Origin of the sequence: Streptomyces sp. NPDC001668 (genome assembly GCF_042893155.1) — a bacterium.
GTDB lineage: Bacteria > Actinomycetota > Actinomycetes > Streptomycetales > Streptomycetaceae > Streptomyces.
The window spans coordinates 60,705-80,882 of sequence record NZ_JBIAUQ010000003.1; the positions used below are offsets into that span (position 1 = coordinate 60,705).

Annotated in this window: 15 protein-coding genes; 4 read left to right on the forward strand and 11 right to left on the reverse strand. The window is 70.6% G+C overall.

Going from position 1 to position 20,178, the window contains the following annotated elements:
* Positions 1-8 precede the first annotated feature (8 nt).
* From ffh to ACFYZ8_RS09985, 6 genes are all read right to left on the reverse strand, one after another.
* Positions 9-1,556 (reverse strand): signal recognition particle protein, encoded by a 1,548-nt coding sequence (gene ffh, locus ACFYZ8_RS09960; protein WP_359031018.1) that lies wholly within the window; start codon positions 1,554-1,556, stop codon positions 9-11.
* A gap of 84 nt (positions 1,557-1,640) precedes the next feature.
* The gene (locus ACFYZ8_RS09965) at positions 1,641-4,088 is read right to left on the reverse strand and encodes a [protein-PII] uridylyltransferase (protein ID WP_388534075.1); all 2,448 of its coding nucleotides are present in this window, start codon (positions 4,086-4,088) and stop codon (positions 1,641-1,643) included.
* A gap of 26 nt (positions 4,089-4,114) precedes the next feature.
* Positions 4,115-4,453 (reverse strand): P-II family nitrogen regulator, encoded by a 339-nt coding sequence (locus ACFYZ8_RS09970; RefSeq protein ID WP_003997576.1) that lies wholly within the window; start codon positions 4,451-4,453, stop codon positions 4,115-4,117.
* Positions 4,450-5,790, reverse strand: a complete 1,341-nt coding sequence (locus ACFYZ8_RS09975; RefSeq protein ID WP_359031016.1) for an ammonium transporter — start codon at positions 5,788-5,790, stop codon at positions 4,450-4,452. Before ACFYZ8_RS09975 ends, ACFYZ8_RS09970 begins: the two co-directional genes overlap by 4 nt.
* Before the next feature lie 305 nt (positions 5,791-6,095).
* Entirely contained in the window at positions 6,096-6,737 is a 642-nt protein-coding gene (locus ACFYZ8_RS09980; protein WP_359031015.1) for a hypothetical protein, read from the reverse strand.
* A gap of 250 nt (positions 6,738-6,987) precedes the next feature.
* Positions 6,988-8,493: a hypothetical protein gene (locus ACFYZ8_RS09985; RefSeq protein WP_359031014.1), complete on the reverse strand. Its 1,506-nt coding sequence runs from the start codon at positions 8,491-8,493 to the stop codon at positions 6,988-6,990.
* Between the two features lie 434 nt (positions 8,494-8,927).
* Here ACFYZ8_RS09985 and ACFYZ8_RS09990 point away from each other — a divergent pair, with 434 nt between their 5' ends.
* Positions 8,928-9,584 carry a bifunctional DNA primase/polymerase gene (locus ACFYZ8_RS09990; protein WP_359031013.1) on the forward strand — a complete coding sequence of 219 codons (657 nt, stop codon included), beginning with the start codon at positions 8,928-8,930 and terminating at the stop codon, positions 9,582-9,584.
* A gap of 97 nt (positions 9,585-9,681) precedes the next feature.
* Here ACFYZ8_RS09990 and ftsY read toward each other — a convergent pair whose 3' ends face one another.
* Complete coding sequence (ftsY, locus tag ACFYZ8_RS09995; RefSeq protein ID WP_359031012.1) at positions 9,682-10,878, reverse strand: signal recognition particle-docking protein FtsY; 1,197 nt, start codon at positions 10,876-10,878, stop codon at positions 9,682-9,684.
* 154 nt (positions 10,879-11,032) lie between these two features.
* Between ftsY and ACFYZ8_RS10000 the strand changes: the two genes are divergently transcribed.
* Both ACFYZ8_RS10000 and ACFYZ8_RS10005 read left to right on the forward strand, forming a co-directional pair.
* Complete coding sequence (locus tag ACFYZ8_RS10000; protein ID WP_388534080.1) at positions 11,033-12,004, forward strand: LLM class flavin-dependent oxidoreductase; 972 nt, start codon at positions 11,033-11,035, stop codon at positions 12,002-12,004.
* A gap of 53 nt (positions 12,005-12,057) precedes the next feature.
* On the forward strand, positions 12,058-12,435 hold the full coding sequence (locus tag ACFYZ8_RS10005) for a hypothetical protein (RefSeq protein WP_388534083.1): 378 nt from the start codon (positions 12,058-12,060) through the stop codon (positions 12,433-12,435).
* A gap of 115 nt (positions 12,436-12,550) precedes the next feature.
* Here the strand turns inward: ACFYZ8_RS10005 and ACFYZ8_RS10010 are convergent, their stop codons facing one another.
* The 4 genes from ACFYZ8_RS10010 to ACFYZ8_RS10025 all read right to left on the reverse strand — a co-directional run bounded on the left by ACFYZ8_RS10010 (position 12,551) and on the right by ACFYZ8_RS10025 (position 18,846).
* On the reverse strand, positions 12,551-13,969 hold the full coding sequence (locus tag ACFYZ8_RS10010) for a sugar porter family MFS transporter (protein WP_359031009.1): 1,419 nt from the start codon (positions 13,967-13,969) through the stop codon (positions 12,551-12,553).
* Positions 13,970-14,150: 181 nt separating this feature from the next.
* On the reverse strand, positions 14,151-17,738 hold the full coding sequence (smc, locus tag ACFYZ8_RS10015) for a chromosome segregation protein SMC (RefSeq protein ID WP_388534085.1): 3,588 nt from the start codon (positions 17,736-17,738) through the stop codon (positions 14,151-14,153).
* 240 nt (positions 17,739-17,978) lie between these two features.
* Entirely contained in the window at positions 17,979-18,182 is a 204-nt protein-coding gene (locus ACFYZ8_RS10020) for a hypothetical protein (protein ID WP_016432419.1), read from the reverse strand.
* Positions 18,183-18,564: 382 nt separating this feature from the next.
* Positions 18,565-18,846, reverse strand: coding sequence for an acylphosphatase (locus ACFYZ8_RS10025; protein WP_057616505.1), 282 nt, complete (start codon positions 18,844-18,846; stop codon positions 18,565-18,567).
* 174 nt (positions 18,847-19,020) lie between these two features.
* Here ACFYZ8_RS10025 and ACFYZ8_RS10030 point away from each other — a divergent pair, with 174 nt between their 5' ends.
* Positions 19,021-20,124, forward strand: a complete 1,104-nt coding sequence (locus ACFYZ8_RS10030) for a CAP domain-containing protein (protein WP_388534089.1) — start codon at positions 19,021-19,023, stop codon at positions 20,122-20,124.
* Positions 20,125-20,178 lie beyond the last annotated feature (54 nt).

Below are 20,178 nucleotides of genomic sequence, written 5' to 3' on the forward strand. Positions count from 1 at the left end.
CGCGGCTGTCAGCCCATGAACTTCTTGAACTCGTCGGGCAACTCGAAGTCCTGCGGAGCCTGCTGGCCCGGCACACCGAAGGCGCTGCCGGCCTGGGCGGCCCTGCGCGCGGCCTCCTCCTGCTCCTGCTGCTTGCGCTTCATCGGGTTGCCGGAGCGCTGCTTGCCCTTGGCCTTCTTCGGCTGCTTCTTGGAGCGGCCGGGACCGCCGCCCATGCCCGGCATCCCCGGCATGCCCGGCATTCCGCCGCCCTGGGCCATGCGGGACATCATCTTGCGGGCCTCGAAGAACCGCTCGACGAGGTTCTTGACCGCGCTGACCTCGACGCCGGAGCCCTTGGCGATACGGGCGCGGCGCGAGCCGTTGATGATCGTGGCGTCGGCACGCTCGGCCGGGGTCATCGACTTGATGATCGCGGCGGTGCGGTCGACGTCCCGCTCGTCCAGGTTGTTGATCTGGTCCTTGATCTGGCCCATGCCCGGGAGCATGCCGAGCAGCTTGGAGATGCTGCCCATCTTGCGGACCTGCTCCATCTGGGCCAGGAAGTCGTCCAGGGTGAAGTCCTGGCCCTTCTTGGACGCCAGCTTGGAGGCCATCTTCTCGGCCTCTTCCTGACTGAACGTCTTCTCCGCCTGCTCGATCAGGGTGAGCAGGTCACCCATGTCGAGGATGCGGGAGGCCATCCGGTCGGGGTGGAAGGCGTCGAAGTCCTCCAGCTTCTCGCCGTTCGACGCGAACATGATCGGCTTGCCGGTGATCTGCCGGATCGACAGGGCCGCACCACCACGGGCGTCACCGTCGAGCTTGGAGAGCACCACGCCGTCGAAGCCGACGCCGTCGCGGAAGGCCTCGGCGGTGTTGACCGCGTCCTGACCGATCATCGCGTCGACGACGAAGAGGATCTCGTCCGGGGAGACGGCGTCGCGGATGTCCGCGGCCTGCCGCATCAGCTCGGCGTCGATACCGAGACGGCCGGCGGTGTCCACGATCACGATGTCGTGGACCTTCGCCTTGGCGTGCTCGATGGAGTCCTTGGCGACCTTGACGGGGTCACCGACGCCGTTGCCCGGCTCCGGGGCGTAGACCGCGACCCCGGCGCGCTCGGCGACGACGCTCAGCTGGTTGACGGCGTTGGGGCGCTGGAGGTCGGCGGCGACGAGCAGCGGCGAGTGGCCCTGCTCCTTCAGCCAGCGGCCCAGCTTGCCCGCGAGGGTGGTCTTACCGGCACCCTGGAGACCCGCGAGCATGATCACGGTGGGCGGGTTCTTGGCGAACCTGAGGCGCCGGGTCTCGCCGCCGAGGATCGTGACGAGCTCCTCGTTCACGATCTTCAGGACCTGCTGGGCGGGGTTCAGCGCCCGGGAGACGTCGGCACCGAGGGCGCGCTCCTTGACGTTCTTGATGAACGACCGGACGACCGGCAGGGCCACGTCCGCCTCGAGGAGCGCGATCCGGATCTCGCGCGCGGTGGCGTCGATGTCCGCCTCGGAGAGCCGTCCCTTGCCGCGCAGGTTCTTGAAAGTCGCTGAGAGGCGATCGGAAAGAGTATCGAACACGGCGCTCGCGGTCCTCGGGGTCGGTGGCAGCTGGGAATCGCCCTCCAGGGTATCCCGGCGACACACGTGGCCGGGATCCCCCGGTCAGCCCCGCAGGGTCTCCTCCAGCTTCCGGGCCACGGAAGCCGCTTCGCCGGCCCCGAGCGGGGCGCCCTTGGCGTCGGTGACGTAGAAGGCGTCCACCGCGTTGGCGCCCAGCGTCGACACATGGGCGCTGCGCATCAGCACCCCGGCGTCCTCCAGCGCGCGCCCGATGCGGAACAGCAGTCCGGGGGCGTCCTGGGCGCGCACCTCGATCACCGTGGCGTGCCGGGAGGCCGCGGGGGCGACCGTCACGCGCGCGGGGGGCGCTACGACACCCCGGCGCCTCGGATAGGCGGCGTCCCGCTCGGCGAGGCGCCCGGCGACGTCCAGCGAGCCGTCCAGGACCCGTACGAGATCGGCGCGCAGCCGGGCCGCCTGGGGCAGCGAGCCGTACTGGGCGGCGACCCGCCAGTTCAGCAGGAGCACGGAGCCCTCGACGCCGTCGGGCAGGTCCTGGGTGCTCAGCTCGGCGGTGCGGACGGTCAGCCGGTGCACGGCCAGCACGCCGGCGACCGCGGGCAGCACGCCCGGCTGGTCCGGTACGGCGATCACGAGTTCCACACCGAGCGGTTCCGGGTCGGCCGAGGGCTGGGCATCCACGGGCGCCTCGGTCTGCGCGCGCAGGGACAGCACCGGGCCGCCGGTCGCGACCGCCTCGATGGCGAGCCGCTCCTGCTCGGCGGTGGGCGCGGCGGCCTCGGGCTCGTCGAGGTCGTCCCCGGCGAGCACCGCGGCCACCCGCTTGACCAGGTCGGCGACGAGCGAGCCCCGCCAGGACGACCAGGCGGCGGGTCCGGTGGCCAGGGCGTCGGCCTCGGTCAGCGCGTGCAGCAGCTCCAGCGTGCCCTGCGACCCGACCGCGTCGGCGACCGAGCGCACGGTGGCCGGGTCCTCCAGGTCACGCCGGGTGGCGGTTTCCACGAGCAGCAGGTGGTGCCGTACGAGAGTGGAGAGCACGGCGACGTCGTCGCGGTCGAAGCCGATGCGCGCGGCGACGTCCTTGGCGATGATCTCGCCGGCCACCGAGTGGTCGCCGGGCCAGCCCTTGCCGATGTCGTGCAGCAGCGCGGCGACCAGCAGCAGGTCGGGACGGTGGACGCGCCGGGTGAACTCCGAGGCGCGCACGGCCGTCTCGATCAGGTGCCGGTCGACGGTCCAGATGTGCACGGCGTTGCGCTGCGGCCGGCAGCGCACCCGCTCCCAGTCGGGCAGCATCTGGGTGATCAGCCCCTCGGCCTCCAGGGCCTCCCACACCTCGATGGTGGGCTGGCCCGAGCCGAGCAGGGTGACGAGCTGTTCGCGGGCCTCGGCGGGCCAGGGCGTGGGCAGCGGGCGCACTCCGGCCGCCATGCGTCGCACAGCGTGCAGGGAGAGCGGGAGTCCGGCCTGGGCGGCGGCGGCCGCGGCGCGCAGCGGCAGCACGGGATCCCGGTCGGGGCGCGCGGCACGGGCGAGTACCACCTCGCCGTCCTGCTCGACGACCCCCTCCGCGAGCGGCGACCTCTCGGCCACCGGCTTGCCGCCCCCGAGCATGGCGCGCAGCCGGGGCCGCACGGCACGCGACCTGAGCACGCGGCCCACCTCGCGCCAGGTGACGTCACTGGCGTACGAGATGACCCTGGCGGCCTCGTAGACCTGCCGCAACAGGGTGTCGGCGTCGAGCAGACCGAGTTCGGCGGCGACCTGGTCCTGTTCCTGGAGCGCGAGCCGGTCGGTCGCGCGGCCGGTGGCGAGGTGCAGGGCGTCCCGGACGTCGAGCAGCCGGCGCCGGGCGTCGTCGAGGCCCTCGCGCGGGGCGTCGGCCAGCCAGGAGGCGGCGACGGCGCGCAGGGCGGTGGCGTCCCTGAGTCCGCCGCGGGCCTCCTTGAGGTCGGGTTCCAGGAGGTACTGGAGCTCACCTTGGCGCTCGGCGCGCTCGGCGCACAGCTCCTGGAGCTCGGGGAGGCGCTTGGGGGCCTGGTTGCGCCAGTCGGCGAGGACGGCCGTACGCAATCCGGCCGTCAGTCCCAGATCGCCGGCGATGTGGCGGGCGTCCAGGAGGCCGAGCTGGACCTTCAGATCCTCCGCGGCGGTCTTGCGGGCCTCGGCGGGGGTGCGCACGGAGTGGTCGAGGGCGAGGCCCAGGTCCCACACCGGGTACCAGATGCGGTCGGCCAGGGCGGCGACCGCGCCCGGGTCGCTGCCGTCGTGCAGCAGGACCAGGTCCAGGTCGCTGCGGGGCGACAGCTCGCCGCGGCCATAGCCGCCGACGGCGATCAGGGAGACCCCGCGCGGCTGCTCGGAGCCCGCGGCGAAGAGTCCCGAGAGCCAGTCGTCGGTCAGTTCGGCGAGGGCGGAACGGCGCGGCGGCCCGGACCGCGCCCCCTCCTGGAGGAGGCGCAGCCGGGCCGCCGCGTAGCCGCTGGGTCCCGAGTCCTCTACGTCTTTGTGCACGTTCGTGCTCGTCACCCAGCAGCTCCTGTTCTGTTCTTCCGTCAGAGCGCGTCCGGGCCGCGCTCGCCCGTCCGGACCCGTACGGCGGTCTCGACCGGCAGGGACCAGACCTTGCCGTCACCGATCTTGCCGGTGCGGGCCGCCTTGACGATGACGTCGATCAGCTGTTCGGCGTCGTCGTCCTCGGCGAGGACCTCGATACGGATCTTCGGGACCAGGTCGACCGTGTACTCGGCCCCACGGTAGACCTCGGTGTGGCCCCGCTGACGACCGTAGCCGCTCGCCTCCGTGACCGTCAGTCCGTGGACCCCGAAGGCCTGGAGGGCTTCCTTGATCTCGTCGAGCCGGTGCGGCTTGACGACGGCGGTGATGAGCTTCATGCGTCCACCTTCTTGCCCGAGGCCGGAGCCTCACTGCTGTCCGACGAGGAGGCGATGCGGGAGGCGCTGCCGACACCCGCGTAGTCGTACGCGGTCTCCGCGTGCTCGGCCTGGTCGATTCCGGCGACCTCGACGTCCTCGGACACCGTGAAGCCGATCGTCTTGTCGATGAGGAAGGCGAGGATCGCGGAGACCACCAGCGAGTAGCCGAGCACCGAGCCGACACCGACGAACTGCTTGCCGAGCTGGGACCAGCCGCCGCCGTAGAAGACACCCTTGGCGGTCTGGCCGACGCCGCCGGTGGCGAAGAAGCCGATCAGCAGCGAGCCGACGATGCCGCCGACGAGGTGGACTCCGACCACGTCGAGCGAGTCGTCGAAGTTGAACCTGTACTTCAGGCCGACGGCGGCGGCGCAGAGGACACCGGCGATGACGCCGACCGCGATGGCACCGAGCGGGCTGACCGAACCACAGGCCGGAGTGATGGCGACCAGACCCGCGACCGCGCCGGACGCGGCACCGAGGGTGGTGAAGGCGCCGTGCTTGATGCGCTCGTAGACGAGCCAGCCCAGCATGGCGGCGGCGGTGGCGACCTGCGTGTTGGTGAACGCGACGGCGGAGACACCGTCGGCACCGAGCCAGGATCCCGCGTTGAATCCGAACCAGCCGAACCACAGCAGACCGGCGCCGAGCATGACGAGCGGCAGGTTGTGCGGCCGGAACGGGTCCTTCTTGAAGCCCACACGCTTACGGATGACGAGGATGGCGCCGAGGGCCGCCGCACCGGCGTTGATGTGCACGGCGGTTCCACCGGCGAAGTCGATCACGCCGTACTTGAACAGCCAGCCGGTGGTCGGCTCCCAGACCCAGTGGGCGACCGGGAAGTAGACGAGGGTGGCCCACAGCGCGATGTAGACCGACCAGGACACGATCTTGACGCGGTCCGCCAGCGCGCCGCTGATCAGCGCCGGCGTGATGATGGCGAACATCAGCTGGAAGACGGCGAACGCGTAGATCGGGATGTTGTACGTGGCGAACGGCTCGGTCAGACCGATGTCGCGCATCCCCAGCCAGTCGAAGCCGCCCAGGAACCCGTTGCCGGTGTCGAAGGCGATGCTGAAGCCGTAGAGCGTCCAGAGGATGGTGATTATGGCGATGCTGATGAAGCTCATCATCAACATGTTCAGCACGCTCTTGACCCGGACCATGCCGCCGTAGAAGAAGGCGAGACCAGGGGTCATCAGCAGCACCAGCGCGGCACTCAGCAGCATGAAGGCGGTGTTGCCTGTGTCAATCTTGGGAGCGGCTGCGGCTACCGTCAGGATGCCTTCTGGCATCGGCGTCTCCTCGTCATTCGTACGGCCCGTGCGGGCAAGGTTTTGGGCCGGTTTTCGCCAAGAGGTTGTCCCAGCCGGGTTTCGATGGATACCGCACCACGTTTCCAGCGTGTGACGAAGGAGTCGCGCACGTTACGGCGGGGTGAATCCGCGCCCTGTCGCGGCTGCCGTGACCACTCCGTGACCGCCCGCAGGGCCTACCGAAGCTGTATACGGCCCGCGCGACCTGGCCAGTTCGAGCCCCGCACACACGAACGCGGGGGCGGACCCGCTCAGGGTCCGCCCCCGCGTCATCCGGGTCCGCGTCAGGGCTTGACGCAGGCCTTGAGGGTGTTGGTCCAGGAGTCGGACTTGTTGTTGATGTAGGCGGTCAGGGTGGGGCGCGCCGACAGGCAGAGCGAGGTCTGGTATTTGATGTGCACCTCGCCGGAGAAGCCGACCGGACGGCCGCTGTTGCTCTGGGTGTAGTTGTTCGCCTTGACGGAGTAGGTCGTGGACCGGGTGCCCGCCTTGTGGCGGCCGCACTCCACGGTGGGAGTGACGGCGACGGTCCACGGATAGCCCGCGGTGACCGTGGCGTTCAGCTTGCACTTCGTGCTCTCGTACCAGCGCTGGGTCATGGAGAGCTTGGTGAGGGTGGCGGACCTGCCCCCGGTGCACTTGGTCAGCACGGTGGTGTGCATCGTCGGGTTGATGAGCTTGACGCCCAGGAAGGCGTCCGCGATGGCGCCGTGCTGCTTGTAGAGGTAGTGCTTGAAGGTGACCTTGCCGGACAGTGTGGTCTTGACGCAGCGCTTGAGCGGCGCGGAGTAGAAGCTCGCGCTCTTGCTGTACGGCTTGGTGTACGTCTTGATGTCCACCGCCGACGCCTCGGTGGCGGTGATGGCGAGCAGTCCGGTGGACACGGCGCCCGTTGCGAGGGCAGCGGCGATCAGCCTCTTGGCCATAGGTGAATCCCCGTATGGGTCGAAGACGGCGGCTCCCTGCCGCCGCCAAGAACGCCGCGGCCCATGATCGGCCGCAGCGGAGCTCCAAGCTCTCAACGTCACGGCAATCAGGACAACCGACCAAGGGGAAAGCTTTCACCAAGATCGAGAACCCATACGAACCGGCCGCGGTCGGCCTTCCGATGACCTGGCATGGGGGAGCCGAGTCGGGCAGTTCGGGAGGGCCGGCCGCGGCCGGGGTTCCGGGGATTCAGACGGCTTCCGCGGTCTCCGGGAGTTCCTGGGCGAGCTTGTCGGTGAGATCCACTACCTCGGCGAGATCACCGAAATCACGTACGGCCGTGTCGACCGTCTTTCGAATACGAGTGTTGACGCGCTCGGAGCGCACCTTCTTGGCGATGTGCATGGCCTGTTCCACCAGGACGGTGCTCTGCGCCGGCTCGCGCCGCAGCAGGTGCACGGTGGCCATGCCGACGAGATTGAGTGCGTACGACCGCTGGTGCTCGCTGTCGTCGGAGAACAGCTCCACCGCCCGCTGCATGAGGGGCTCGGCCAGCGAGGCGTAGGTCGGGCTGCGACCGGCGACGTAGGCCAGGTCGCGGTAGGAGTGGGAGTTCTCGCCGTACAGCTCGGCCTCGGAGAAGAAGCGGATCCAGTCGGGGTCCGGCTCGTCCCACTCGTCCGCCTCGGCGAAGGTGTCCTCGGCCATCCGCACCGCCCGCTTGCACTTGCCGGGCTGGCCCATGTTGGCGTACGCGCGGGCCTCCATCGCATACAGCATCGACTGGGTGCGCGGGCTCGCGCAGTCCCGGCTGCCGTACTGCGCGAGGTGGATCAGCTCCAGGGCGTCCTCGGGCCGCCCGAGGTGGATCATCTGGCGGCTCATGCTGGACAGGATGTAGGAGCCGAGCGGCTTGTCGCCGGCCTCCTTGGCCGCGTGCAGGGCGAGGACGAAGTACTTCTGGGCGGTGGGCTGGAGTCCCACGTCGTACGACATCCAGCCCGCCAGCTCGGCCAGCTCGGCCGCGACCTTGAACAGCTTGCGGGTGGTGGTCTCGGGCTGGGGCTCCTGGAGGAGGTCCGTCACCTCGTGCAGCTGGCCGACGACCGCCTTGCGGCGCAGGCCGCCGCCGCACTGGGCGTCCCACTGGCGGAACATCGCGGTCGTCGACTCGAGGAGGTCGAGCTCCGGCCTGGAGAGCCGGCCGGCGCGACGGGCGGAGGCCGGGTCGGGCTCCCGGTGCGGGGTGCCGGCCGGGCCGGGGACCAGCCAGCGCTGCATGGGCTCGATGAGGGACGGGCCCGCGGACAGCACCAGCGAGGTCCCGAGGAAGCCGCGCCGCGCCAGCATGAGGTCGCTGCGCGAGAACTCGCTGAGCAGGGCCACGGTCTGCGGGCCCGTCCAGGGCAGGTCGACCCCGGTCGTGGACGGTGACTGGCGGGCGGCGCGCAGTCCCAGGTCCTCGACGGAGACGACGCATCCGAACCGCTCGGAGAACAGCTCGGACAGGATCTTGGGGATGGGTTCGCGGGGGTTCTCGCCGTCCAGCCAGCGGCGCACCCGCGAGGTGTCGGTGGAGATGTGGTTGGCGCCCAACTGGCGGGCCCTGCGGTTGACCTGGCGGGCGAGCTCGCCCTTCGACCAGCCGCTGCGCACGAACCAGGAGGTGAGCAGCTCGTTGGGGCGCTTGTCGGACTGAGAGGAGCCGTGCGCGGCACTCCCGGCGCCCGTCCCGCTTCCGCTGTTGCCGCCCACTGGAACGCCCCCATCCCTGAGACCACTTGTCGCCGAGTGCGCCAAGCCTTATCAGAATGCCGGTAAATACGGCCGTTCGTCCGGCAGTTGTCAGCCTTCGAACGGGGAACCGACTTGCCTCCGGCATACCCACAAGTGCATGTGCCCCCAGGACTCGTGCACTCAACGTAATCCTACGATCACGCGTCCAGCCATGGCGATCCCGGAAACGCCACCATTCGCCACCCCTTCGTATGAACTCTCGCCCACCTCCACACGATTCACTTGACATAGACCGAGCGGGGGTGGGCGGAGCGGTGCACTCAGGGGCGCGCATAACCCGGCGCACCACTCCAGGCACTTCCGAGCGCCCGGATCGCCCGGAAGAGGAAACGGAGAGTGACCGACCGCGTCCGTCTCGTAACCACCGGCGCGCTGGACCCGTTGGAGGGGGCATGGGCTTCACGATCGGCGGCATTCGGGAGATTCGTTCCGGTACGCGCAGGCGCGGCCGCTCCTCGGAGTGCACCGCCGTCGCCGAGTTCACCGGACTCTGGGGCTGGGACGTCGTCCCGGGCGCGCGGGCCTCGGCCGGCGCCTGCTCCTGCGGTCGCGCGGACTGCCGCCGGCCCGGCGCCCACCCCCTCGACTTCGCGCCCCCGGTCCCGGCCGGGGCCACCCTCGACGAGGTGACCAAGGCGTGGGCCGAGTTCCCCGGCGCCTCGTTGATGCTGCCGGTGGGCCGTGCCTTCGACGTCATCGAGGTCGCCGAGCCGGCCGGGCGCCGCGCCCTGGTCCGCCTGGAGCGCATGGGTCTCCCCCTCGGCCCGGTGACCGCGACCCCCGAGGGCCGCGCCCAGTTCTTCGTCGCCCCCGGCGCCGCCGCGGACCTGACCGAGCTCCTCTACCGCATGGGCTGGGACGACGTCGCCTCCCTCGACCTGCACGGCCTGGGGCCCGGCAGCCACATCACGGCTCCCCCCTCGGACCGCGGCGGCCTGGGCCCGGTGCAGTGGCTGCGCCCGCCCTCGCTGGACACGGCGACGAAACCGCCGGCGGCCCGACTGCTGCTGGGGACGCTGGCGTACGTGGCACACCGGTCGCGGGCGTAGCCGTAGGACGGACGGCTTGCACAGCGAAGCGCCCGTCCCCGACTGCACCTCGGGGGCGGGCGCTTCTTCGCGTACGTGCCGCGCGCGGGTACGGCGTCTAGTCGCCGATCAGCGCGTCCACGAACGCCTCGGGCTCGAACGGCGCCAGGTCGTCCGCGCCCTCCCCGAGGCCGATCAGCTTGACCGGTACGCCCAGTTCGCGCTGGACGGCGATCACGATGCCGCCCTTGGCGGTGCCGTCCAGCTTGGTCAGGACGATGCCGGTGATGTCGACGACCTCGGCGAAGACGCGGGCCTGCACCAGGCCGTTCTGCCCGGTGGTGGCGTCCAGGACCAGCAGCACCTCGTCGAGCGGGGCGTGCTTCTCGACGACCCGCTTGACCTTGCCGAGCTCGTCCATGAGGCCGGTCTTGGTGTGGAGGCGGCCCGCGGTGTCGATGAGGACCACGTCGACCCCCATCTCCTTGCCCTCCTTCACCGCGTCGAAGGCGACGGAGGCGGGGTCGCCGGCCTCGGGCCCGCGCACGGTGTGGGCGCCCACCCGCTCGCCCCAGGTCTGGAGCTGGTCGGCGGCGGCGGCCCGGAAGGTGTCGGCGGCGCCGAGAACCACGGTCCGTCCGTCGGCCACGAGCACGCGCGCGAGCTTGCCGGTGGTGGTGGTCTTGCCGGTGCCGTTGACCCCGACGACCATCACGATGCCCGGCTTGCGGTCCTCGGGCTCGGTCCGCACCGTGCGGTCGACCTCGGTGCCGACCAGCTTGAGCAGCTCCTCGCGCAGCAGTGCGCGCAGCTCGTCGGGGGTCCGGGTGCCGAGCACCTTCACCCGCTCACGCAGCCCGTCGACCAGCTCCTGGGTGGGGGCCACGCCGACGTCGGCGGTGAGGAGGATGTCCTCGATCTCCTCCCAGGTGTCGTCGTCGAGGTGCTCGCGCGACAGGAGGGTGAGCAGCCCCTTGCCGAGCGCGTTCTGCGAGCGGGAGAGCCGGGCGCGCAGCCGGACCAGGCGTCCGGCGGTGGGTTCCGGGATCTCGATCCCGGCCGCCGCCGGCAGCTCTTCGGTGACGGGCGGCGCCGAGCCGCCCGGGAGATCGACCTCCTCAATGGTCCGGCGCGGTTCGTCGCGCGGCGTCTCGGCCTCGTCGCCGACGTGCGGCTCGGCCGGAGGGGCGGTGATGTCGGGCGCGGCGGGAGGTGGCGGGGGCAGCGACTTCTTGCGCCGGCTGCCGACGACGAGCCCGCCGAGCACACCGAGCACGACCACGGCGATGACTACAGCAAGGATGACGGTTTCCATAACGGGTCCAGTATCCATCCCACCCCCGCCGAGGAGACGGCGCCGCCGCACGCGAGACCGTGCCGGGTCGTCACGGACGGTCCGCGGCCATGGCTATCTGACGAACCGTCAGCTACCGTCCCCCGCACCATCCGCCCGGTGAAGGGGGACCCCCATGCCCGTCACGGTCGTCCGTTTCAACCTCGTCGAGCCCGGCGCCACGCCCGCCTCCCTCAGCGCCCGCTACCGGGCCGCCCTGGACATGGCCGCGTACGCCGACGAGCACGGGATCACCACCGTGCAGACCGAGGAGCACCACGGCGTCGACAACAACTGGCTGCCGTCCCCCTTCGCCTTCGCGGGAGCGGTGTTCGGCGCGACCCGGCGGATCGCGGTGACCGTCTCCGCCGTGATCGGCCCGCTGCACGACCCGCTCCGCCTGGCCGAGGAGATCGCCGTACTGGACCTGCTGAGCGGCGGCCGGCTGGTGACGGTCGCCGGGATCGGCTACCGGCCCGAGGAGTACGCCCTGTTCGACGTGGAGTGGAGGCGGCGGGGCCGCCTGCAGGACGAGCTCCTGGAGACCCTCCTCAAGGCCTGGACCGGCGAGGAGTTCGAGTACCGCGGTCGTACGGTACGGATCACCCCGCGCCCCTTCACCGACCCGCACCCCCTCCTCCTGGTCGGCGGTTCCTCCAAGGCCGCCGCCCGCCGGGCCGCCCGCCTGGGTCTCCCCTTCTTCCCCAGCGCACATCTGCCGGAGCTGGAGGCGTACTACAAGGAGCGGCTCGTCGAGTACGGCACCGAGGGCTGGACCATGATGCCGACCGCCGAGACGCCGTTGCTGCACATCGCCGAGAACCCGGACGAGGTGTGGGCACGGCACGGGGAGCACTTCCTGCACGAGGCCCGGACGTACGCCTCCTGGCAGTCCGGCGACATCCGCTCGGCGGTGCGGTCGGCGGCCACGTCGGTGGAGGAGCTGCGCGCGGAGGGCGTGTACCGGATCCTCACGCCGGACGAGTGCGTGGAGCAGGGGCTCGACAACCTCGTCCTGCATCCGCTGGCGGGCGGGATGCCCTTGGAGGAGGGGTGGCGGAGCCTGCGGCTGTTCGCGGAACGGGTCCTTCCGGCGCTGGACGGCTGACCTGCGGCGATAACCGGTGGCCCGGTCGACGGCGACGGTGATCCACTGATCCCATGAGCCTGCTGGTGGAAGTCTTCGTCCGGGAGCCGGACGGCAAGCTGCGGATACTCGACGTGCCGGAGGGCGTGTACCAGTCCGGCGGCTTCGAGTCGTGGCGCAAGACGGTGTGGGGCTCGGAGTTCGTGCGCTCGCTCGGCGCCCGCTTCCTGCCGGTGCTGGCCGCCGACGACCTCTATGTCGAGGCCGAGGACGTGCCCGAGTTCCGGCGCGAGGTGGCGCTTCTGCGCTCCCGGCTCGACGAGGTCGCCGAGGGCACGCAGCGGCCGCGGACCCTCGAGGAGCACCGGGACCAGATGGAGACCCGGCTGCGGATCATCGAGGAGAGCATCCGCAAGGCCCTGGAGATCGGCGGCGGCGTCCTCATCTGGTGACCCGGCGCACAACACCGCCGCCCCCGGTCCTGGCGGTTGCCGGACCGGGGGCGACGGGTGGTACGGGGAGAGGGGCAGCGGGGTATGGGCCCATCCCCCCGGGACTGTGCGGGCCTCAGCCCATCTCCTCCAGCGCCTTGCCCTTCGTCTCCTTGACGTACTTGAGGACGAACGGGATGGAGAGCGCGGCGAAGACCGTGTAGATCACGTAGGTCGCCGAGAGGTTCCAGTCGGCCAGCGACGGGAAGCTCGCGGTGATGGCCCAGTTGGCGATCCACTGCGCGGACGCGGCCACACCGAGGGCGGCGGCGCGGATGCGGTTCGGGAACATCTCGCCGAGGAAGACCCAGACGACCACACCCCAGGACAGGGCGAAGAAGAGCACGAACACATGGGCGGCGATCAGCGCGGTCCAGCCCTGCGCGGCCGGCAGCTTGCCGTCGACCAGGTCGAAGGAGAACGCCCAGGCCTCCAGCGCGAGACCGATCACCATGCCGACCGAGCCGATCAGGGCGAGCGGGCGGCGGCCGACGCGGTCCACGAAGATCATCGCGATCACGGTGCCGACGATGTTGATGATCGACGTCGTGAAGGAGTAGAAGAACGAGTCCGTCGGGTCCACACCGACCGACTGCCACAGCGTCGAGGAGTAGTAGAACGCGACGTTGATGCCGACGAACTGCTGGAAGACCGACAGGCCGATGCCGACCCAGACGATCGGCTTGAAGAAGAAGGAGCCGCCGAGCAGGTCCTTGAAGCTCGACTTGTGCTCGCTCTTCATGGCGTTCTCGATCTCGGTCACGCGCGCGTCGAGGTCGATCCTGTCGCCCTCGACCTCCGCGAGGATCTCCCGGGCGCGCTCGTGCTTGCCGACCGAGATCAGGAACCGCGGGGACTCGGGGATGGCGAAGGAGAGCAGGCCGTAGAGGACGGCCGGGACCACCATGACGCCGAGCATGACCTGCCAGGCCTCGAGACCCATCAGCTTGCCGCGCTGGTCGCCGCCGGCCGCGTTCAGCAGGCCCCAGTTGACCAGCTGCGAGATGGCGATGCCGATGACGATCGCGGCCTGCTGGAAGGACCCGAGACGGCCGCGGTACGCCGGCGGGGCGACCTCGGCGATGTAGGCGGGGCCGATGACGGAGGCCATGCCGATGGCGAAGCCGCCGACGATCCGCCAGAACGCGAGGTCGTAGAGCGCGAAGGGCAGTGCCGAGCCGACGGCGCTGACCGTGAAGAGGACGGCCGAGATCTGCATGCAGCGGATACGGCCGATGCGGTCCGCGATGCGTCCGGCGGTCGCCGCGCCGATCGCACAGCCGATGAGGGCGATCGCGATGACCTGCGCCAGCGCCGCGGAGCCGACGTCGTAGCGGTCCCGGATGGCCTCCACCGCGCCGTTGATCACGGAGCTGTCGTAGCCGAAGAGGAACCCGCCCATCGCGGCCGCCGCCGCGATGAAGATGACGTGCCCGAGATGATCGGGGTGAGCCGTGCGGGCTCCTGGCTCGGATGCCTGTGCTGTGCTGGTCACGTTTACTCCTCGGGCCACCGGCAACGCTGTCGGTGTGGTCAGCCCCCCAGGTAGGTGGTACCTGAAGGTAAATCCAACGTTGCTGACCTTATGCCTTCAAGTCTCAAATTCAAACGCAGTGAATTGTGAGAACTTAGACAGACTCCCGCCACATGTGTTCACTTCTTGAAGTCATGGGGGGTCAGCGCAGCCGCTGACTGATCACCTTCGACACGCCGTCACCCTGCATCGACACGCCGTACAGCGCGTCGGCGACCTCCATCGTCCGCTTCTGGTGCGTGATCACGATGAGCTGCGAGGCCTCCTGCAGCTCCTGCATGATGCGGATCAGCCGCTGAAGGTTGGTGTCGTCGAGGGCGGCCTCGACCTCGTCCATGACGTAGAACGGGCTGGGCCGCGCCTTGAAGATCGACACCAGCAGCGCCACGGCCGTCAGCGACCGCTCTCCGCCGGACAGCAGGGAGAGCCGCTTGACCTTCTTGCCGGGCGGCCGCGCCTCCACGTCCACACCGGTGGTGAGCATGTTGTCGGGGTCGGTCAGGATCAGCCGGCCCTCGCCGCCCGGGAAGAGCCGGCTGAAGACACCCTCGAACTCCCGTGCGGTGTCACGGTAGGCCTCGGTGAAGACCTGCTCGACGCGCTCGTCGACCTCCTTCACCACCTGAAGCAGATCGGCCCGTGTCTTCTTCAGGTCCTCCAGCTGCTCACTGAGGAACTTGTGCCGCTCCTCCAGCGCCGCGAACTCCTCCAGCGCGAGCGGGTTGACCTTGCCGAGCTGCTGGAAGGCCCGCTCGGCCGCCTTGAGCCGCTTCTCCTGCTCGGCCCGGTGGAACTGCTTCGGCCGGTTGCGCGGATGCTCCGGGTCCTCGGGCAGCTCCTCGCCCTCGGCGGGCAAAGAGGGCGGGACGAGCTGGTGGGGGCCGTACTCCTCGATGAGCCCGGCCGGTTCGACGCCCAGCTCCTCCAGCGCCTTGGTCTCCAGCTGCTCGATCCGCATCCGCTTCTCGGCGCCGAGCACCTCGCCCCGGTGGACGGAGTCGGTCAGCTTGTCGAGCTCGGCCTTGAGATCGCGGCCGGTGGTCCGGGCGGCGGTCAGCTCCCGTTCCCTGAGCGCCTTGGCGGCGTCGGCGGCGGTCCGCTCCTCGTCCGCGCGCGCGAGGGACACCTCGACGTGCGCGAGCAGCTGCCGCGCGCCGGAGGCGACGGCCTGGGCCACGGCGGCCTCGTGCCGCAGCCGCGCCCGCCGCTGTTCGGCACGCGCGCGTGCCTCGCGCTCCGCACGGGCGGCCCGGTCGAGGGAGTCGGCGCGGCCGGCGAGCCCCTTGACCCGCTCCTCGTGGGTACGGACCTGGAGGCGGGCTTCCATCTCGGTCTGGCGGGCATTGGCGCCGTCGGCGGCGAGACGGTCCCGTACCGACGTGTCGGGCTCCTCCTCGACGGGCATCTCCTCGGCCACGGCGAGCCGTTCGGCCAGTTCCTCGACCTCTTCGAGCGCCTTCTCCAGCGCGTCCTGCGCGCGGGCGGCTGCCGCGGTGGAGCGCTCGGCCTCACCGGCGGCGCCCTTCGCCTGGCCGGCGAGACGGCCGAGCTGCTGGGCCACGGAGGACTTCTCACGGTCCGCGGCACGGCGGCGCTCGCCGAGCTCCTCGACCTGGGCAGCCGCTGCTTTTCGCTGCTCTACGGCGGTGTGCTGGGCCTCGGTGAGTTCCTCGCAGCGGATCGCGAGCTCTTCGAGTTCCGCTGCGGCCTCGTCCACCGAGGCCTGTACTTCGAGGAGGCTGGGGGCGCCTGCGGAGCCGCCGTGGGCGAAGTGGGCGCCCAGGAGGTCGCCTTCGGCGGTGACGGCGGTGAGGTGGGGGTTGGCGTAGACGAGGTCCTCGGCGTCTTCGAGGGTGCCGACGACGACGATGCCGTGGAGGAGGCGCCTGACTGCCGGCATGAGGTCCGAAGGGCCCCGAACGAGGTCTGCCGCGCGGCGCGGTGTGACGTCTGCGGGTTCGTCGTGGCTGGTCGCGCCGTTCCCCGCGCCCCTTTGGGGCGCGTCTTCGGGACCCCCCGCCAAGAGGAGTGACGCCCGGCCCGCGTCCTGCTTCCGCAGCAGCCTGATCGCGTCGGCTGCCGCCGACGGGGACGTCACCGCCAGGGCGTCCGCCGCCGCGCCGAAGGCCGCCGCCACGGCGACCTCATGGCCCGGCGTCACCGTCAACAGCTCGGCCGCCGGGCCCAGCAAGCCCGCGAGGCGGTCCTTCGCGCCCAGCAGTGCGCCGGTGCCGTCCTTCCTCCGCAGCCCCATCGCCAGCGCGTCATGGCGAGCCTGGGTCGCCGCCCGCCGGCGTTCCGCCGCCGTGGCCACCTCGCGGGCGGCGGTCAGTGCGGCCTCCGCCTCGGCGAGCTGCCGTTTGGCCGCCTCGTGCTGCTCCGCCAGCTCCGCGTCGTCCGCGTCCAGGCCCTCGACCTCGGCCTTGAGGGTCTCGTACTCCTCCTGTGCGGCGAACGCCCGCTCCTGGGCCTCGTCCCGCGCGGCGGCCAGGCGGTCGATCTCGGCCTGGGCGGAGGCGGCGCGGGAACGGGCCGCGTTGACCTGGCCGCTGAGCCGGGCGAGCCCCTCGCGGCGGTCGGCGATGGCGCGGGCGACGTCCTTCAGACGCCGTTCCTCCTGGGCGAGCGCGCCCTCCAGTTCGGCGCGGTGCGCGACCGTGTCCTCCAGGGCGCGCTCGGCCGCCTCCAGGGCGGCTTCCAGCTCGGCCTCCTGCTCGCGGACACGGGCCGCCTCGCGCTCCATGTCCTCGGGGTCACGGCCCCGCCGCTCCTCGGGCGGTGCCGAGGTGGCGCTCTTCACGCGCGCGTCGGCCAGCGAGATCGTGCCGCGCACCCGCTCGGCGAGCTGGGAGAGCTCGTACCAGGTCTGCTGGGCGCGCTGGAGCCGGGGCGTGAGCTGCCGTACCTCGTCCTCCAGAAGGGCCTCCCGCTGGAGGGCCTTCTTCAGTTCCAGCTCCGCCGCCTCCTTGCGCTCCTTCAGCGCCGCCTCGTCCGCGACCTCGGCCTGGAGCGCCTGCCGCAGTCGTACGAGATCGTCGGCGAGCAGGCGCAGGCGGGCGTCCCGCAGGTCGGCCTGGATGACGGCGGCCCGGCGGGCGACCGCGGCCTGTCTGCCGAGCGGCTTGAGCTGGCGCCGCAGTTCGTCGGTGAGGTCCTGCACGCGCGCGAGGTTGGCCTGCATCGCGTCCAGCTTGCGCAGCGCCTTCTCCTTGCGCTTGCGGTGCTTGAGGACGCCGGCGGCCTCCTCGATGAAGGCGCGGCGGCCCGTCGGGTCGGCGTGCAGGACGGAGTCGAGCTGGCCCTGGCCGACGATCACGTGCATCTCGCGGCCGATGCCGGAGTCGGAGAGGAGTTCCTGGATGTCCAGGAGGCGGCAGGTGTCGCCGTTGATCTGGTACTCGCTGCCGCCGTTGCGGAACATGATCCGCGTGATGGTGACCTCGGCGTACTCGATGGGCAGGGCACCGTCGGAGTTGTCGATGGTCAGGGACACCTCGGCGCGGCCCAGCGGCGGGCGCCCGGTGGTGCCGGCGAAGATGACGTCCTCCATCTTGCCGCCGCGCAGCGACTTGGCGCCCTGCTCGCCCATGACCCAGCTGAGCGCGTCCACGACATTGGACTTGCCCGAGCCGTTGGGCCCGACGACACACGTGATCCCCGGCTCGAACCGGAGTGTGGTCGCCGAGGCGAACGACTTGAACCCTCGGAGGGTCAGGGCCTTGAGGTGCACGGCGCTGGACTCTACCTTCCGGGGGTGTCTCACTCCATGAACGCGCTGTTGCCCGCGGTTTCACCGTTGAACGTGAAGGGCACACCAAACGTTAAGAGAGTGAAAGGGTGCACGGGGGCAAGAAAGAAGGGACGCCGAAGCGTCCCTTGCAAACTCTGACAACTTAGCGGTTGATACGGGCCAGCGGTTGTTTACAGGCCGCCCGACCACTGCGTGAGCTGTCGTGGAGCGATGCAGTGATCAGGTGAGCGCAGGCTCCGCCTGGTGTGCGTCGATGCTCTCCATGATCCTGTCGTGAGAAGCGGCAGCCGCGAGCGCGTCGTTCTCCGCCTGGATCCGTACGAGCTCGGATTCCAGGTCCTGGACGCGCTGCTGGAGCCGTCGCATCTCGGCGAGGAGTCGAGGGTCGGAGCCGCCGACGTAACCGAGAAGCGCCTTTGCCATGATGGATGGTCCTCCACACTGAGTGACCGACCGAAGCGGTGTGGGTCGTGAGGGATTCGCACCCGCGGTGCTTGACACTTTTGAGTTTGTGCTGCCGTTCTTCCATGCCAAACAGCTAAGGTGCGCGGGGTGCTTTCAGCGTCTCACCAAAAAGTTTGACGGTCAACACGATCACGCCCCGTATTGGTGGGCAACCCGCGCCGGCGCGGCCCGAGACGGCGGCGCTTCGGCTCCCTCGGGACCCCGGGGGCGTGACGATCACACTTAGCTGCGGAGCCTGCCACGGCGCGGGCTTCTTGGCAACCACCTGCGCCTTTCTGCTTCCGGCAGGTACCGGTGGCATGTCCCGGGGCTGCCGCCTGGGCCGTTTTACAGAAACGGCTCATCGGATGGCGAAGCCGTCGTAACCCCCGCGAGGTGTGTCCCAGATCTCGGTGACGCCGTCGACGCGGCCGGGCGTGTCGTCACCCAGGAGCCAGTCGAGGAGCCCTTGGCAGCCCTTACGGGGTCCCTCCGCGACCACTTGCACGCGCCCGTCGTCCAAATTGAGAGCAAAACCACTCAGGCCGCCGATCTCGAGGGCCTTGGCGCGCGTGAACCAGCGGAAACCCACACCTTGGACGCGTCCGCGCACCCAGGCGACCAGTCGTACATCCTCGCTCATGGCTGCAACCTAACCGGCCAAAGTCTCTCCGGGCACTCCCTCCTCTCGCGCCATGCGGTACTGTCCGCTGCCAATGAATCTCATACGAAACTCACTCGATGGTGTGGGTTTTGTGACTTTGGTTGACCGGGGGGACGCGTCGACCTCAAGAACGAGGACGAGGAAGGCAAGCACATGGGACGCCACCGACGCTCCGCCGCCGGCCGCGCCGCCACGGGCCGCGCCACGGGGGTCACACAGACATACAGCTCCTACGACGGGAGCGGACACGACCCGCAGGACTCGTACGACTTCGCCTCGGTGGGCACCGCGACCCGCCTGAGCCACGAGGACCCCGACCCCTACGCGCGCAGTGACGCCTACCTGTTCGCGTCGGAGGAGGAGTACGCGCTGTACCGGGGCGAGGGCTACACGCCCGCCGACGGTCCGCGCCGCGGCGGCTCGCACCGCCGACGCAGGAAGAACCTGGTGACGCCGGTGAAGACCGGCCTGCTCGGGGTCTCGGCCGCCGTCGCGATCGGCACGGTCGCGGTCGCCTCGGGCGTGGTGCCCGGCCTGGACAACTACAAGCTCGGTGGCGGCGGCAGCAGCAGCACCGGCGGTGGCGTGCAGGCGGCGGGCTCGCCGACCAACTCCCCGGCCGAGCAGGGCGGCACCTCCGGCAGCGCCGACGGCCGCGAGGACGGCTCGTCGACGAGCCGGGACGCCGACCGCGTCTCCTCCCCCTCGCCCGCCCCGTCGGCCTCGGCCTCGACCTCGCCGTCGACGTCCGCACCGACCGAGAAGCCGACGGAGAAGCCGGCGTCCCCGCCGAGCAAGAAGCCGGAGAAGACCACCCCCTCGCAGAAGGAGCGGGAACCGGCGAAGAAGGAGACCACCGCGCCGGTGGAGGTCTCCAACGAGGCCGCCGCCGAGGCCGAGGTGCTCAGGCTCGTCAACGTCGAGCGGGCGAAGGTGGGCTGCAGCCCCGTCGCCGCCAACAGCGCGCTGACCGGCCTTGCCCAGGCCTTCAGTAAGGCCATGGCCACCCAGGGCTTCTTCGACCACACCGACCCGAGCGGCGCCTCCCCGTGGGACCGCGCCGCACAGGCCGGGATCACCAGCCTCGGCGGCGAGAACATCGCCCGCGGGCAGGCCGACGCGGCCGCCGTCATGGAGGCCTGGATGAACAGCCCCGGCCACAAGGCCAACATCCTGAACTGCGACTTCAAGACGCTGGGCGTCGGTGTGCAGTTCGGTGCGGGCGGCCCCTGGTGGACGCAGGACTTCGGGTACTAGACGCGCCCGACACCACGGTCGCACTAACTTCTGGTTAGTGCGACCTGTCGGTTA